Origin of the sequence: Paenibacillus taiwanensis DSM 18679, from assembly GCF_000425125.1 — a bacterium.
Classification (GTDB): Bacteria; Bacillota; Bacilli; order Paenibacillales; family Paenibacillaceae; genus Paenibacillus_B; species Paenibacillus_B taiwanensis.
The window spans coordinates 160,109-175,290 of sequence record NZ_KE384306.1; the positions used below are offsets into that span (position 1 = coordinate 160,109).

General features: G+C 47.2%; 14 protein-coding genes, 1 pseudogene and 1 other annotated feature. Of the genes and pseudogenes, 14 read left to right on the forward strand and 1 reads right to left on the reverse strand.

Annotated elements, in window-relative coordinates; all coding sequences use genetic code 11:
- Positions 1–83: 83 nt before the first annotated feature.
- The 10 genes and pseudogenes from H509_RS0109535 to leuS all read left to right on the forward strand — a co-directional run bounded on the left by H509_RS0109535 (position 84) and on the right by leuS (position 9,776).
- Positions 84–608 carry a YqeG family HAD IIIA-type phosphatase gene (locus H509_RS0109535; RefSeq protein WP_028544881.1) on the forward strand — a complete coding sequence of 175 codons (525 nt, stop codon included), beginning with the start codon at positions 84–86 and terminating at the stop codon, positions 606–608.
- On the forward strand, positions 608–1,723 hold the full coding sequence (gene yqeH, locus H509_RS0109540) for a ribosome biogenesis GTPase YqeH (protein WP_157277601.1): 1,116 nt from the start codon (positions 608–610) through the stop codon (positions 1,721–1,723). Before H509_RS0109535 ends, yqeH begins: the two co-directional genes overlap by 1 nt.
- Before the next feature lie 71 nt (positions 1,724–1,794).
- Positions 1,795–2,679 (forward strand): shikimate dehydrogenase, encoded by an 885-nt coding sequence (aroE, locus tag H509_RS0109545; protein WP_028544883.1) that lies wholly within the window; start codon positions 1,795–1,797, stop codon positions 2,677–2,679.
- Positions 2,680–2,871: 192 nt separating this feature from the next.
- The gene (gene yhbY / locus H509_RS0109550) at positions 2,872–3,168 is read left to right on the forward strand and encodes a ribosome assembly RNA-binding protein YhbY (protein WP_028544884.1); all 297 of its coding nucleotides are present in this window, start codon (positions 2,872–2,874) and stop codon (positions 3,166–3,168) included.
- A gap of 99 nt (positions 3,169–3,267) precedes the next feature.
- On the forward strand, positions 3,268–3,876 hold the full coding sequence (locus H509_RS0109555; RefSeq protein ID WP_028544885.1) for a nicotinate-nucleotide adenylyltransferase: 609 nt from the start codon (positions 3,268–3,270) through the stop codon (positions 3,874–3,876).
- Positions 3,860–4,441 (forward strand): bis(5'-nucleosyl)-tetraphosphatase (symmetrical) YqeK, encoded by a 582-nt coding sequence (yqeK, locus tag H509_RS0109560; protein ID WP_084159141.1) that lies wholly within the window; start codon positions 3,860–3,862, stop codon positions 4,439–4,441. The genes H509_RS0109555 and yqeK overlap by 17 nt, the downstream gene beginning before the upstream one ends.
- A gap of 130 nt (positions 4,442–4,571) precedes the next feature.
- A complete protein-coding gene (rsfS, locus tag H509_RS0109565; RefSeq protein WP_028544887.1) occupies positions 4,572–4,919 on the forward strand; it encodes a ribosome silencing factor in 348 nt (115 codons plus the stop codon).
- A pseudogene (locus tag H509_RS24825) lies at positions 4,916–5,788 on the forward strand (CvfB family protein); the annotation flags it as partial. The gene rsfS and the pseudogene H509_RS24825, both read left to right, overlap by 4 nt.
- Positions 5,789–6,080: 292 nt before the next feature.
- Positions 6,081–6,839, forward strand: coding sequence for a class I SAM-dependent DNA methyltransferase (locus tag H509_RS0109575; protein WP_028544888.1), 759 nt, complete (start codon positions 6,081–6,083; stop codon positions 6,837–6,839).
- Positions 6,840–6,968: 129 nt separating this feature from the next.
- Positions 6,969–7,199: a binding site (T-box leader), on the forward strand.
- Positions 7,200–7,334: 135 nt separating this feature from the next.
- Positions 7,335–9,776, forward strand: a complete 2,442-nt coding sequence (gene leuS / locus H509_RS0109580) for a leucine--tRNA ligase (RefSeq protein ID WP_028544889.1) — start codon at positions 7,335–7,337, stop codon at positions 9,774–9,776.
- Here leuS and comER read toward each other — a convergent pair.
- Positions 9,757–10,608: a late competence protein ComER gene (gene comER, locus H509_RS0109585; protein WP_028544890.1), complete on the reverse strand. Its 852-nt coding sequence runs from the start codon at positions 10,606–10,608 to the stop codon at positions 9,757–9,759. The two genes, leuS and comER, sit on opposite strands and share 20 nt — an antisense overlap.
- A 78-nt stretch (positions 10,609–10,686) precedes the next feature.
- Between comER and H509_RS28175 the strand changes: the two genes are divergently transcribed.
- The 4 genes from H509_RS28175 (at position 10,687) to H509_RS0109600 (ending at position 14,953) form a co-directional block, all read left to right on the forward strand.
- Positions 10,687–10,854: a hypothetical protein gene (locus H509_RS28175; RefSeq protein WP_211234322.1), complete on the forward strand. Its 168-nt coding sequence runs from the start codon at positions 10,687–10,689 to the stop codon at positions 10,852–10,854.
- Between the two features lie 2 nt (positions 10,855–10,856).
- Entirely contained in the window at positions 10,857–11,585 is a 729-nt protein-coding gene (locus tag H509_RS28335; protein ID WP_245596017.1) for a ComEA family DNA-binding protein, read from the forward strand.
- A gap of 151 nt (positions 11,586–11,736) precedes the next feature.
- Positions 11,737–12,258: a deoxycytidylate deaminase gene (locus H509_RS0109595; RefSeq protein ID WP_028544891.1), complete on the forward strand. Its 522-nt coding sequence runs from the start codon at positions 11,737–11,739 to the stop codon at positions 12,256–12,258.
- Between the two features lie 106 nt (positions 12,259–12,364).
- Positions 12,365–14,953 carry a ComEC/Rec2 family competence protein gene (locus H509_RS0109600; RefSeq protein ID WP_028544892.1) on the forward strand — a complete coding sequence of 863 codons (2,589 nt, stop codon included), beginning with the start codon at positions 12,365–12,367 and terminating at the stop codon, positions 14,951–14,953.
- The last annotated feature ends 229 nt before the right edge of the window (positions 14,954–15,182 follow it).

Genomic DNA, 15,182 nt, shown 5'->3' on the forward strand with positions numbered 1-15,182 from the left:
AACAATGCGACGAATACGGCATTTTTTTGCACGTAAATCAAAGAATATGGTATAGTTTGTCGTATGAAAACGAGGTGACCAACTTGTTTGAAGGGCTTATTCCAAGACTTCGGGTGCGTACGGTTTATGATATTGACTTGACTTTATTAAAGTCCAAAGGGTTAAAGGGGATTATAACGGATCTGGACAATACATTGGTCGGAGCCAAGGACCCATTGGCAACACCACAACTGGCCGCATGGCTGGAAGAAGTAAAGCGACAAGGCTTCAAATTGGTTATTGTGTCCAATAACGATCTAACACGGGTTTCCAACTTTGCAACGCCGCTCAACATTCAGTTTGTGCATGCAGCACGTAAGCCATCACAACGGCCATTCCGTAAAGCGATGAAGCTGATGGAACTGTCACCGAAGGAGACGGCTGTAGTGGGTGATCAACTGCTTACGGATGTATTGGGAGGCAATCGTATGCAAATGTTTACGATACTGGTTGATCCCATTGCTATTCGGGATGAAGGCTGGACGACCCGCATTAACCGACGTATTGAACGCATTGCAACAGCAAGTTTACGGAAAAAGGGTTTATGGCACGAGGAGGAACAACAATAATGGAATTAGAAACAGTAAGGCACTGTAGCGGCTGCGGCGTAACGCTTCAGACGGAGCGACCGGATCAATCCGGTTATGTGCCAGAGAAGGCGCTGGAGCGGACGCCAATTATTTGCCAGCGCTGTTTTCGCATTAAAAATTATAACGAAGCCATGTCAGTGGCACTTGATCATGACGAGTTTCTGCGTTTGCTTGGCCGAATCGGGCAGGAAGATGCATTGGTTATTCATATCGTCGATTTGTTTGACTTTGATGGCAGCATTATTTCCGGTCTTCAGCGTTTTGTCGGTACAAATCCGGTGCTGCTGGTCGTAAACAAGATTGATTTGCTGCCTAAGGCCATCAATTGGAACAGGATCAAAAATTGGGTGCAGCGTCAGGCCAAAGAGCACGGCATCCAGATCGTTGAAGTAGTATTGGTTAGTGCGAAGCGCAACCTCGGGTTTGAGAGGTTGGTAGATGAAGTTGGACAGCGTCGCGGCAAACGGGATGTATACGTGGTAGGTGCGACCAATGTCGGGAAATCGACGCTAGTTAACCGTCTGATCCATGATTATAGCGACATGGAGCGTGAACTAACCACGTCAAGATATCCAGGCACTACATTGGATATGGTTAATATTCCACTTGACGATGGCAAACATATTGTGGATACGCCTGGTATCGTATACAAGAGCAGGTTGACAGAGCTCGTTAGTCGTGAGGATCTGGGTGCCCTGCTGCCAGACAAACCATTAAAGCCGGCAGTATATCAACTGAATGCTGGCCAAACGCTGTTCTTTGGTGCATTAGCCCGCTTTGACTTTGTTGAAGGAGAGCGTCAATCGTTCACTTGCTACTTGTCTAACGGGATAAAGATTCATCGTACGAAGCTGGAGCGTGCAGACGAATTGTATGCTGATCATGCTGGAGAGATGCTGGCGCCACCGACAAAGGATCGCCTGGCAGACATTCCTGTTTGGACGAAGCATCAGCTCCGTGTTCCACGCGGCCAAGAGATGGACGTGTTTGTGTCCGGCTTGGGCTGGATTACGTGTAACAGCACCTCGGGTGCATTGGTTGAAATACATGCGCCAAAAGGCGTTAAAGTGCTCCTTCGACATGCATTGATTTAAGTTCGGATGAAATATACCGATTAGCTGTCGGTTTAGACTATACGTGTTAGAGCAGGGAGGCGGATCATAATATGGTTCAACAGGATAGTGCTGCGGCAGTACAGGCCGTAACTAGTGTGACCACAGTGCTGGCCGTCATTGGAGATCCGATACGTCACTCCAAGTCGCCAATTATGCACAACGCCGCCCTCCAGGCTCGAGGATGGGACGGCATTTATACAGCCTTCCATGTGGCTCCGGATCGGCTGGCTGAAGCTATCCACGGGATTCGTGCTTTAGGCATTCGTGGGATAAACGTTACGATACCGCACAAGGAACGTGTAATGGTCTATTTAGACGAAGTACATGAAAGTGCACGCATGATCGGTGCGGTCAATACGATTGTGAACGATAACAACAAACTGATCGGTTATAATACGGACGGCTTGGGATATGCTCGCTCTTTAAGGGAAGAAACGGCAGTCGATTTATCCGCGTGTAATGTACTGCTTGTAGGTGCAGGCGGTGCAGCGCGCGGTCTTGCCTATGCGCTGCTAAGAGAAGGTTGTGGCAAACTGTTGATTGCTAACCGGACGCTTGATCGAGCGGAGAAAATAGCGCAGGAAATGTCATCGTTAGGTACGATTGAGTGCATTGGCATACACGATGGCATTCCGGCAGTTGAGCCTGCACAAGTTGATGTTGTAATTAATACGACCTCTGTGGGGATGCATCCGCATACAGAAGAGAGCCCGATCGCAGAGCAGTGGTTGAAATCTCATATGATCGTAAGTGATATTATATACAATCCACTTGAGACGAAGCTCATCCACGCGGCTAAGGCTGCGGGGGCTAGAACTCATGGCGGCTTGGGAATGTTTGTGTATCAGGGTGCGATTGCTTTTGAGCTATGGACGGGTGAGCAAGCACCGATTGAAGTGATGCGAGATGCGGTGCTTGGAGCTGTTTCGAGCTAGTGCAGACCTTGTAGATGAGACGCCTCAATTGTCTGCCAGAAGCGGAATCTTCTCCACATTGTGATCACTATCTGATCACTGGTAGTTAACTGGTATCGTATGGAAGTCGCTATGATCAACAGATTGTACGATGTACGTATTTGCTCGTAAACGATGTACGTATTTGTTTGTAAATAAGGAAGGAATGACAATATGTTAACAGGTAAACAAAAAAGACACTTACGCTCTCTCGCACATCATGTGCAGCCTATTTTTCAGATTGGAAAAGGTGGGGTTAATGATCAATTGATCCGTCACATCGATGAGGCGATTGAGACACGTGAGCTAATTAAAATTTCAGTTTTGCAAAATTGTGATGAAGATCGTAACGTGATTGCAGCTGAAATTGCTGAGCGTTCTGGTTGTGAGCTGGTCCAAGTAATCGGTAAAACAATTGTGTTATACAAGGAATCGAAGGATCACAAAGAAATCGTGCTTCCTAGAGCCTAAACTTTCTAAACAGCAAGGCATCGGCATTTGAGCAGCTTTTAGCAAGCAGGACAACTGCGGCTGCCCCATAGGATTTAAATTTTGCAGGAGGCTGTACCTATGACTCACTCCGTCAAGCATATCGGCATTATGGGAGGTACGTTTGACCCGATCCATCTCGGACATCTTGTCGCTGCCGAGTCTGCACGAGAGGCCGCAGCGCTGGACGAGGTGTGGTTTATGCCAGCTAACGTGCCGCCTCATAAACCTCATCAGCCGATCGCTTCTCCGGAGCAGCGGCTGCATATGACGCAGCTTGCAATTTCCGATTATGAGCCTTTTCAGGTTAGCGCTTGGGAAATGGAACGCGGCGGTGTCTCATATACTTTAGATACAGTTAATGCGTTGCAGGCTCAATATCCACAAGTGGAGTGGTACTGGATTATCGGTGGGGATATGGTTGCTTATTTACCGAAGTGGCACGGGATCGATGAACTGATGACCAAAATTAAATTCATAGGCTTGCAGCGGCCAGGTGCGAAATGGGATGTTTCGCTCCTTCCCGTCCAATGGCAAGCCCGTGTGGTGGAAGCCCACATGCCCTTAATGGATATTTCTTCAACAGAGATTAGAAGACGGATGGCTCAAGGCCGATCCATTCGGTACCTCGTGCCTGAAGCGGTTGAACAGTATGCGCAAAGGTGGGGTTTATATGAAAATGAGTCGTGATCAATTGTTAGAAGCTGTGCGCTCCCAAATGCCTGTGAAACGGTGGAACCATACCGCAGGTGTGATGCAGTCTGCTGTGGAGCTTGCCTTACAGTATGGGGTTGATCCTGTCAAAGCGGATTTGGCGGCGCTGCTGCATGATGTCGTAAAATACTGGCCGACAGACAAAATGGAGCGGATTATACGCGACCAAGGTCTTCCAAGCTTGCTGCTTCAGCATGACAAGGCGCTTTGGCATGCTCCTGTTGGCGCCTATGTTGCGGAGCATGAATATGGCGTCTCGGATGAGGAAGTGCTTGATGCAATACGCTACCACACCTCTGGACGCGAGCGGATGACGAAGCTTGACAAAGTTGTATGTCTGGCTGACTACATCGAGCCAGGTCGGGACTTTCCAGGGGTAGACCGCATTAGAGAGTTAGCCAAGCGCAGCCTCGAAGAAGCCTTGATTGCCGGCTTTGATTCGACGATCAGCTTTTTGCTCTCCAAACGGGCCCGTATATTTCCGACCACGCTCCAAGCACGTAATAGCTTGATTGAAGAGTTGGACAATCGTCAACAATAAGAAATAATATATTCATTTTATGAAACTGTAAATGTAATAGGTTCGTTTGGGCTGTTGTGTTAGCTTTGTCAGCTTGCGGCAGCCTTACACATCTAATTTACATTTACAGATTAGAACCGGAGGCTAACTTATGGCGTTAACACCTAAACAACTGCTCCACCTAGCTGTGGATGCAGCAGAAGACAAAAAAGCGATGGATATTGTAGTTCTGGACTTGCAAGGCATCTCATTGATTGCGGATTACTTTGTTATTTGTCACGGTAACTCTGACACTCAAGTACAGGCTATCGCTAACGAGATTCGCCAATCGGCACATCAGGCGGGCTCTATTGTTCGCGGAACAGAAGGTATGGATTCGGGCCGTTGGGTTCTGATTGACCTTGGAGACGTTGTGGTCCATGTGTTCCACCGCGAAGAGCGTGAGTATTATAACATTGAAAAGCTGTGGTCTGACGCGAAAGTAGTGGAGATGGCATGACCCTCACAGCAGGAACGATACAACGTTTGCGTGTAGATCGCGAAGTATCTCCGTATGGCTATTTTTTGACTGATGAGGAACATGACGTTATCCTCCATTACACGGAGCTAACACGCGATATTATGATTGATGAAGAGCTTGACGTATTTTTGTTCTACGATACAGAAGATCGTCTTGCTTCCACAATGAAAAAGCCTTATTTAACGCTAGGTGAAGTGGCAGCGTTGGAAGTGGCTGATATTCATTCTCGCTTTGGTTATTTTTTGGAAATGGGAATTGGTCGGCAGTTAATGCTGCCGGCTAGTGAGCTTCCAGAGTTGAAGACGCTGCGTCCCATGATTGGAGATAAAGTATACGTGAAGCTGGCTCATGATCGGGTAGGTCGATTGGTGGCGGAGTTGGCGGGCGAAGAGGAATTGGCTCCACTCGTATTTCACGCACCAAGCAGCTGGCTGAATACTTGGCATGATGCTATCGTATATCGGGCGCTGCGTATGGGGACGTTTTTTGTCGTAGAAGGCGGTCCTCTCGGCTTTGGCGCACTCGGGCTGCTGCACGAATCACAGCGTCCACAACCGCTTCGTGTCGGCGACCGCGTACGTGTACGAATTGCCCATGTACGTGAAGATGGGCGTGTTAACGTAACACTGGCTGAGCGCAAAGAAGTAGGTATGGATCTCGATGCAAACCGACTGCTTCAAATTTTGAAGGAGCGCCCTAACGGTGCTATGCCTTACTCGGATGAGACCCCTTCTGATCTGATTACACAGCGATTTCAAATCAGTAAATCCGCCTTCAAACGTGCGATGGGACGGCTGATGAAAGCGGGCTTTGTGACACAAGAAGGCAGCTGGTCCAAGCTGACGGAGCTTGGCGCTGCAACTGATCAAGCTGAAGCGGAGCAAAAGCTGGCTCAAATTCAGGCAGAACAACGTCGGCCTGATATGAAGCGCCCTGCGCCTGCTGAGCGCTCCTCAAGCGATTATAAGTGGAAGGGCGATCGCACTGGTCCAGATGCGCGCCGCAAGCCTTCGCGTCCAAACGAGGCTGCGTCTAAGCATGCACAAACGGAGCGTCGCAGTTCTTCATCCGCAGGACGCAAGCCGTTTTCTTCCGGTCAAGGAAATGACCGTTCTAACTTCCGAAAGGATGATCGCTAGTATGGATTCGTACGGCCAATTTGCGCTGGTGTATGATCGGCTTATGGCGGATATGCCGTATGAGAAGTGGCTTCAATTTGCCAACGCAGCATGGGAAAGATATGGTGTTACGCCGCAATCAATTGTTGATTTGGGCTGTGGTACTGGTACGATCGCGATCCCATTAGCGAAGCAGGGCATGCAAGTGACGGGGATTGACTTAGCGGATGCGATGCTCACAATTGCTCGTGAAAAGGAGCAGGATGCGGGGCGTATGACTGGCTCTGTGCAATGGGTGTGTCAGGATATGAGACATTGGGAAGTGCCAGAGCAGGTTGATGCTGTTATTTCATTTTGCGACTGCATCAATTATGTAACCGAACTAGAAGATGTTCGATCAGTATTTCAACAGACGGCTAAACAGCTGCGACCAGGTGGCATGTTTATGCTTGATATGCATCATGTTCGTCAATTTGAATATTATGCACAACAACAACCCTTCACGTTGGACGAAGGGGATGTAGCTTACATATGGCATAGTGAATATGATGAGTCACGGCATGAAATTGAACATCAACTGGCTATATTTTGTGAAGATCCGTTGAGCGGTAAATATAATCGAATTGACGAGACACACATTCAACGCGCGTATGAAACGGATTGGATCATAGGTGAGTTGCTTGCAGCAGGCTTTTCGCATGTTGACGTGTATAGCGACTTTGGATGGGAAGAACCAGGTCCTGAGACGGCCAGATTGTTCTTGATTGCCTTAAAAAAATAGCACTATTCTTTATCAGCATACATCAACTTGTATCCACATGGATGCGCAGTGCGCGCTCCGTTGACAAGACTTGTTTTTTTGCATATGATGTATGTAATTATTGTGTAAAAACAGTAGAACTGTAACCATAGGAAGACGTGGATTAGGAATAGTAGTTCTCCGAAGTCATTCAGAGAGTCGGCGGTTGGTGCGAGCCGATGGATAGAGGGAGCGAACTCACCTAGGAGTCGCACAACTGCACGTTAGAGGCAAGGTTGTGACGTATAAGCTCGCGTTAAGAGCTTCAAGTGAGCGCCAGGCAGAGCATGCCGTGCGCTAACTAGGGTGGTACCGCGGGAATCCAAGTCTCTCGTCCCTAGCGAATTCGCTAAGGATGAGGGGCTTTTTTTGTGGTTATACGTGATACAGTGCGCTGCAGCAACAATCAGCAGCAAAGAAATAAAAGATCGACACAGAAATGATCAGGTTTCAACTTGGATAGAGGGGGCTTTTATAATGAGCACAGAAATGAAACAACCAGCAGGCTATCAGCCACTTGCTATTGAGCCGAAATGGCAGAAGTATTGGGATGAGCACAAGACATTTGCGACATTGGAAGATGACAGCAAGCCGAAGTTCTACGCTTTGGATATGTTCCCGTATCCATCTGGAGCAGGTTTGCATGTTGGCCACCCGGAAGGCTACACAGCAACAGATATCGTATCTCGTTTTAAACGGATGCGAGGATACAATGTTCTTCACCCGATGGGGTGGGATGCGTTTGGTCTTCCTGCTGAACAATATGCGATTGATACAGGAGCGCATCCGCGTGAATTTACAGTAAAGAACATAGACAATTTCCGCCGTCAGATAAAGTCTCTTGGATTTTCTTATGATTGGGATCGTGAGATTAGTACGACTGATCCTGAATACTACAAGTGGACACAGTGGATTTTCATACAGCTATACAAGAAAGGTCTTGCTTATGTCGATGAAGTGCCAGTGAACTGGTGCCCTGCTTTAGGCACTGTACTTGCAAACGAAGAAGTGATTGATGGCAAGTCCGAGCGTGGCAACCATCCTGTCATTCGTAAGCCAATGCGCCAGTGGGTATTAAAGATTACGGCATATGCGGAACGTTTGCTTGAGGATCTGGATGAGCTGGATTGGCCGGAGAGCATCAAAGATATGCAACGCCACTGGGTAGGCAAATCTAAAGGGGCAGAGGTCCGTTTTACGATCGAGGGGCATAATGCTAATCTTGACGTATTTACGACTCGTCCTGATACGTTGTTTGGTGCTACATATTGTGTGCTGGCACCTGAGCATGAATTGGTTAGTCAGATCACAACTGCTGCACAGCAGGCTGCAATTGAAGCTTATCGTGAGCAAGCTGCTCGTAAGAGTGATCTGGAGCGTACCGACCTAGCCAAAGAGAAAACGGGCGTATTTACTGGCGCTTATGCCCTTAATCCAGTAAACGGTGCAAAGATGCCAATCTGGATTGCTGATTACGTACTTGCTGGCTATGGAACTGGCGCTATTATGGCGGTTCCAGCACATGATGAGCGGGATTGGGAGTTTGCAAAGCAGTTTGATCTGCCAATTGTTGAAGTTGTGTCAGGCGGTAATGTGCTGGAAGCAGCTTACTCCGGTGATGGCGCTCACGTTAATTCTGACTTCCTGAATGGCTTAGAAAATGCACCAGCTATTGCAACAATGATTGAATGGCTGGAGAAAAAAGGTATCGGCAGCGGCAAAGTAACTTATCGTCTGCGTGACTGGCTGTTCAGCCGCCAGCGTTACTGGGGCGAGCCAATCCCAATTATTCATCTTGAAGATGGCACAATGAAGACGATTCCTGAGGCAGAGCTTCCACTCGTACTGCCAGAGGTAGATCAAATTCGACCATCCGGTACGGGAGAATCCCCGCTTGCAAATGTGACAGAGTGGGTAAACACGATTGATCCGGAGACAGGGATGAAGGCGCGCCGAGAGACGAATACGATGCCGCAATGGGCAGGCAGCAGCTGGTATTACTTGCGTTATATAGATCCGAAGAACAATGATGAGATTTGTTCCAAAGAGCTGCAAGCGAAATGGCTTCCTGTCGATCTTTATATCGGCGGTGTGGAGCATGCTGTACTTCACTTGTTGTATGCTCGTTTCTGGCATAAAGTGTTGTACGATCTTGGTGTTGTTCAGACGAAGGAGCCATTCCACAAGCTAGTGAACCAAGGGATGATTCTGGGTACTAACAATGAGAAGATGTCAAAATCGAGAGGTAATGTTATTAATCCGGACGAGATCGTGTATGAATATGGGGCAGATACACTCCGTATGTACGAGATGTTTATGGGACCTCTTGAAGCAACGAAGCCGTGGAATACGAATGGCGTTGAAGGAATGAATCGTTTCCTTGGCCGTGTATGGCGCTTGTTTGTCACCGATGAGGATCAATTAAATCCGAAGATGACTGACGAGGTGGAGGACAATGCTTTTGTTCGTACGTGGCACAAAACCGTGAAGAAAGTAACAGAGGACTACGAGGCGCTTCGTTTTAACACAGCGATCAGTCAGATGATGATCTTTATCAACGACGCATACAAGCAAGATAAGTTGCCACGCAAGGCAATGGAAAGCTTTGTACAATTGCTGTCACCGCTTGCTCCTCATATTGCCGAAGAGCTGTGGGAGCGTCTTGGCTTCACAGGCTCCATTACTTATGTGGCTTGGCCGACATATGACGAAAGCTTAACCGTTGACGCCGAAGTGCAAATAGTAGTGCAAGTTAATGGTAAGATCGTAGAGCGACTGAACATGGCTGCTGATGCAGACGAAGCAGCGATGCAAGATACAGCGATGAGCTCAGCTAACGTTCAAGCTGCGATGGCAGGCAAGACGGTTCGCAAAGTCATCGCTGTCAAAGGACGACTCGTTAATATTGTCGTCGGTTAAGATTTACTTCAATGTTGCCAAATAGTGTGGATACTTTATCCAGATCTTCTTCATATTTGGCGTGAGTAACATGAATTAACTGCTGGAATACACCATCCAGCTTCTCATTTAGCAAGCGCAGCGCCTCGGCGGTAATGCCGCCGGGGACGGCTACGCGCTGCTGAAGTTGTTCAAGCGATAGTCCGCCCTCAGTTAACAGCTTCCCAGTGCCGATTAACATTTCAGAGGCTAGTCTCGCGGCTTCATCACGGTTTATTCCTGTTTCCAGTACCGCTTCATCAACCCATTTTTGCACAAAGAAAGCAATAAATGCTGGACCACAGCTTGAAATATCGCTAGTAATCCGTGTATATTGCTCCTCTATCTGAATTGGCCTGCTAATCGACATCATAAGCTGTTCAAGCAGCAGTCGATCCTCGGTTTGAATCCGACTTCCATAAATACATATAGATGCACCACTCCATACATAATTAGTAATACTAGGTATTATTTTAGCTATTTTGCACGTTAATTGATGCTCCAGGTGATGGATGAGGACAGGGCTTGTTATTGATACGAGAATAAGATCAGCGCGATCGTGCGCCGATATTTCCTCGACAACTTTTTTGTACTCCAGAGGTTTAACGCACAAAAAGACGATGCTGCTCGCTTTTACCGTTTCTTCAATGGACGTAACTGCATGAAGACCAGGGTATTGCGAGGCAAGCCGTTGTACTTTGTTGAATGTACGGTTGGTAGCTACAACCTGATCAGGCTCAAGTGCCCCAGATTGGATTAGCGATTCAATGAGGATTGTGCCCATGCTTCCCGTACCTATAAATCCGACGTTCACGGCTATTCCCTCCTTACAATGGATGGCAAGCTGATTGTTTCTTTGTGTTGCTGTCATTTGATTTGCATTTTCGGAGATATGATAGGGAGCGTTCCTGGTACCTTCTCCATGTTAACCTACTATATGTTGACACGGCTTGACCTTATTACTGCTTGCGAGCTTGCAGGGTTTAGTCAATTGTGTCCTAATATGGGCCGCATATTTGGACAAGGTATCGATTCACGATTATGTGACAAGGGGCGCTAAGGATGAAAAGAAAAGAGTATAATCAAGCAGGTTCAAGGAGATGGCTAGCATCATGGACGCTAGTCTTTATATGCGCAGCAGTGGGGATAGTGTTATTTGCGCTAATGTGGCTGCCAGCGCAGTCTGGTCAGGATGATAGCACTTGGCGGTATGTGGACCATCAAGTACAACAGCTATTACATGAGGACAACGGCAGTGAAGGCAGCGGTACAAATGGTTCACATAAGCAGTCTAATTCGCTCTCGAACAACGGCAATTCTAGCCTTGGCGAAGGAAACATGAAGTTGCCAGAAGGGCCGCAGCCAGCTGAGGATTCACCTGGTTCATTGCAGGCTGTGCCACATAAAGAGGCAATTGGTGCTGCCCCCATAGCACCAACAACTGAGGCTGTGCCGCTTCCTCCCGCAGCTTCGGCCGACCTACCAACGTCGGACCGTGATGTACCTCAGGCAGAGACTCGTGCTGGCGTTGCGGCGGCGGGTAAGGCTTCAGCTATTATGCCAAAGCCTAAAGAGATTGCTCGTGCCGATGCTGGCCTAATTTATATTAACCGCGCCAGTGAACAGGAGCTCACAGGTTTGCCTGGGATTGGTCCCTCCAAGGCAAAGGCGATTATAGTCTACCGCGAGAAAAACGGCTTGTTTAAGACAGTGAAGGATTTGCTAAAGGTTAAAGGTATTGGACCTAAGTTGTACGCCAAGATTAAAGATCACGTCTCGATAGAACCTTAAACGAAACGTGATCTATGTAGTTGCGCAGTTAGGGTGGTCTGCTTACAATAGACATATGAACCTGCTTAATGTCCATTTTTTTTGCGGACAAGGTGAGGAATGGCTATGTATAATAGATGATAACGATTAATAAGACAGGGGTTTCGCAAACATGACATCAACGATCAGAAAAGACTGGGACACCTATTTTATGGATATTGCTTATATGGTATCAACCCGCTCCCAATGTCCGCGAAGGCATGTGGGCGCTGTACTTGTCCAAGGGAAAAAGCTGCTTGGTACAGCTTACAACGGTGCGCCAATGGGAGTACCTGATTGCAGTGAAGCTGGCTGCATGATTGCTGAACAGTTGGAAGTTGTGGTACATCCTGATGGGAAAGAAGAGATGGTGAAAAAGCAGCGCTGCATTCGCACGATTCATGCCGAGCAGAACTTGTTGTTGTTTACGGATCGGGCGGATCGAGAGGGTTCGACGGTGTATGTTACGGATCAACCCTGCTGGACCTGCGCCAATATGCTTGCGAACAGTGGAGTAATAGAAGTAGTCTATCATCGCCTATACCCGAAGGATACCGACAAAGTCTCACTTATGATGCAGCAGAAGGGGATCGTATTCCGACAGTTGGAGCATTATCAGCCCCCACAAGAGACCATTATGGATACGATTAATTAATATTGTAATATTACGAGAAGGAAGAACCTTCACGCCAATGATATGAGCAAATATGTTCATGTTCATTTGTGTGAAGGTTTTTTTGTGTTGGAAGGAGTGAACGTGTATGTGGATGCAAAGACCTATAGTTATGTTTGCTTGCTGCTGGGTGTTAGGAATCTACTTTGCAGTTTCGCTGTCAAATGAGCAAGCAGCAATAGCTACAGGGGGACTTGTTCTGTGCATGCCCCTGATGATGAAGCTGCGTTGGCTTCGTCTTGCATATGCAGTTGCTTACGCGGGGGCATTAATAGCGTCGCAGGTCAGTTTTGTCTGGTATGATACACAGCAGATTACATCCATTCCTATTGAACAAGAGCCCCTGCTAGGGGATCACATTGCAGGTGTTTTATATGGAGTTATTGGTTCCCCAGTTGAACGTGATGGCGACAAAATTCAATTTCGACTTAGAGCAGACACATGGCTGCCAGATCAAAAACCAGCAGCCAAGCTAAATTCAGAGTGGATACTCGTAACCCTTTTTTTAAAGCAAGAACAGGAGATCCAACAGGCACTGCAATGGAGGCAAGCAGAACGCATTAAAATAACAGGACAACTGCTAAGACCCGCTGAAGCGGACAACTTTGGAGCGTTTAATTATCGACAATACTTAAAAAATGAGCATGTGTACTGGATTTTTCAGGTAAAAGGGACATCAAGTGTTGAGGTTATTCGAGGTGTTCAAGTATGGAGCATAGATGCAGTCAAGGCAAAGGTAGAGGAGTTGAGAAAATATGGGGCTTCTTTGTATGCTCGGATGCTCCCTCTTGATCAAAGCACGTATATGCAGGGATTGGTGTTAGGACTTAGAAGTGATCTTGATGTGGGTATTGAGCAATCTTTTGCCCAATTGGGGCTGACTCATATTTTGGCCATCTCTGGGTTGCATGTAGCTGTATTTGTAGGGACGTGTATGCTGCTGCTAAAACGTATGCGATTAACGAAAGAGCGCTCATTGTTGGTTGTGATTATGCTTATTCCCGCATATGTACTATTTACAGGGGCTTCCCCGTCTGTTATTCGTGCAGGACTAATGTCAATGCTGGCTTTAATCGGGCTCAGGCAAGGCTGGATGAAGGATGGCTTGCATTTGCTATGCATATCGTTACTCCTTATGCTCTGGTGGGAGCCGTATTATGCACTTAACGTTAGCTTTCAACTCTCCTATGCCGTCACGGCTGGACTAATAATTGGAGTCCCGCCTGTAGTGAAGGTGCTGCCAGGCACATGGCCGATGTGGCTGCGCTCCTCATTAACAGTTACAGTAGTAGCGCAATTTATGTCCTTTCCGTTAACGGTATACTATTTTAATCAAGTGTCGTTATTGTCGCTTTTTGCTAACTTTTTATTTGTCCCTTTTATTAGCTTACTTGTGCTGCCACTCGGAACGTTGACCCTTGTTATGGCTGCTATTTCGGATACAATTGCTCAGCCGTTCGCCTGGGTGTTAAGCCAGTTTAATGAATGGACCTTTGGTATGGTCAAAATTGTAGCTGACATCGAAGGGGCGATTATGATATGGCCGCGGCCGCCGGTATGGTGGATCGCCGTCTATTACACATGTTTGTTATATATGGTTAAGGCTATGTATCAGCTTGCGGCAAATGATGCAGAACGGGCATTTCGCCGTGCACTCGATGATACTGTACCACTGGATGGGTTTCATACGATTCCTAGCAACACGGACCGTCCGATATGGATAAGGTTTAATGTGATGTTATTTGCTTTTGTCTTATTATGGATTCAAGGATATCATATGGGGCGGCCAGAAAGCACGACGATCTCTTTTATTGATGTAGGACAAGGGGACAGCATTCTCATTCGTACAGCAGGGGGGCGCAACGTGCTGGTGGATGGTGGTGGAACGATCTCCTTTGCCAAACCTGGTGAGCAATGGAAGCAGCGCCGCAAGCCCTATGAAGTGGGCAAAAGCAGGCTTGTTCCTTTACTGAAGCAGCGGGGTATACGACATCTGGATGCCGTTATATTGACGCATGGGGATACCGACCATGCAGGTGGATTACATGCGGTGTTGGAGCATATGCCCGTAGATCGTTTAATTATGAACGGAACGTGGAAGCGTTCATCTACAATGGAAAAGCTATATCAGCTAGCGCTTCAACGTCGCATTTCGGTTGTCTCTTGGAGGGCAGGTGATCAGTGGTTATTGGACAATGAGACGCGGCTTGATGTATTATACCCGATTCATAACTCGAACAAAGAAATAGCTTTGTTGGATGAGCAAAATGATGCATCACTTGTTATGCTGTTATCGATGATGAACAGCGGACATAAAGCTACTTTGCTGTTAACAGGAGATATCGGTTCACAAGGAGAACTCGATATGCTGGATGAATGGAGAACGGCTCAAAAGGAGTCGGCATTTGCAAGTAGTAGGTTGGATATGCTTAAGGTGGCTCATCATGGGAGCAAGACTTCTACTTCCGAGGCATGGATACGGTATTGGCGACCTAAAGCAAGTGTTATTTCCGCAGGCCGAAACAACCGATACGGTCATCCCCATGAACAGGTGCTGCGTACTTTGCAAGAGGCCGGCAGCAGCATTTATCGCACTGATATTCAGGGTGAAGTGCAAGCGATTATGACGGATCAAGGTTTGAAGGTTCGCGTGAAACGTGATAGGATGGCACAGTAGAGCGCTGTCAATCGTATATATTTGATCCGTTCCTTTAAGTTTTACGTTGTGTAAGTATACATAATTATTCTTAATAATCGTCACTGACAATATTTACATTGTTTGCTATGCTGATAGCTTAAAGGCATATTCTTTAGGCTTATTAGCGGTGCTCTCTACACAAACAATTCATGAAACTAAAAAAAATCATATGATCTGCAACCATTTTCGCGTTTGATGCGTCAATGGA

Coding starts and splice junctions, on each gene's coding strand:
- H509_RS28335 (WP_245596017.1), top strand. CDS start 10,857: ATGAAAAGAAAAGAGTATAATCAAGCAGGTTCAAGGAGATGGCTAGCA.
- rsfS (WP_028544887.1), top strand. CDS start 4,572: ATGGCGTTAACACCTAAACAACTGCTCCACCTAGCTGTGGATGCAGCA.
- H509_RS0109595 (WP_028544891.1), top strand. CDS start 11,737: ATGACATCAACGATCAGAAAAGACTGGGACACCTATTTTATGGATATT.
- H509_RS28175 (WP_211234322.1), top strand. CDS start 10,687: ATGATAGGGAGCGTTCCTGGTACCTTCTCCATGTTAACCTACTATATG.
- H509_RS0109600 (WP_028544892.1), top strand. CDS start 12,365: ATGTGGATGCAAAGACCTATAGTTATGTTTGCTTGCTGCTGGGTGTTA.
- yqeK (WP_084159141.1), top strand. CDS start 3,860: ATGAAAATGAGTCGTGATCAATTGTTAGAAGCTGTGCGCTCCCAAATG.
- leuS (WP_028544889.1), top strand. CDS start 7,335: ATGAGCACAGAAATGAAACAACCAGCAGGCTATCAGCCACTTGCTATT.
- H509_RS0109555 (WP_028544885.1), top strand. CDS start 3,268: ATGACTCACTCCGTCAAGCATATCGGCATTATGGGAGGTACGTTTGAC.
- aroE (WP_028544883.1), top strand. CDS start 1,795: ATGGTTCAACAGGATAGTGCTGCGGCAGTACAGGCCGTAACTAGTGTG.
- H509_RS0109575 (WP_028544888.1), top strand. CDS start 6,081: ATGGATTCGTACGGCCAATTTGCGCTGGTGTATGATCGGCTTATGGCG.
- yqeH (WP_157277601.1), top strand. CDS start 608: ATGGAATTAGAAACAGTAAGGCACTGTAGCGGCTGCGGCGTAACGCTT.
- yhbY (WP_028544884.1), top strand. CDS start 2,872: ATGTTAACAGGTAAACAAAAAAGACACTTACGCTCTCTCGCACATCAT.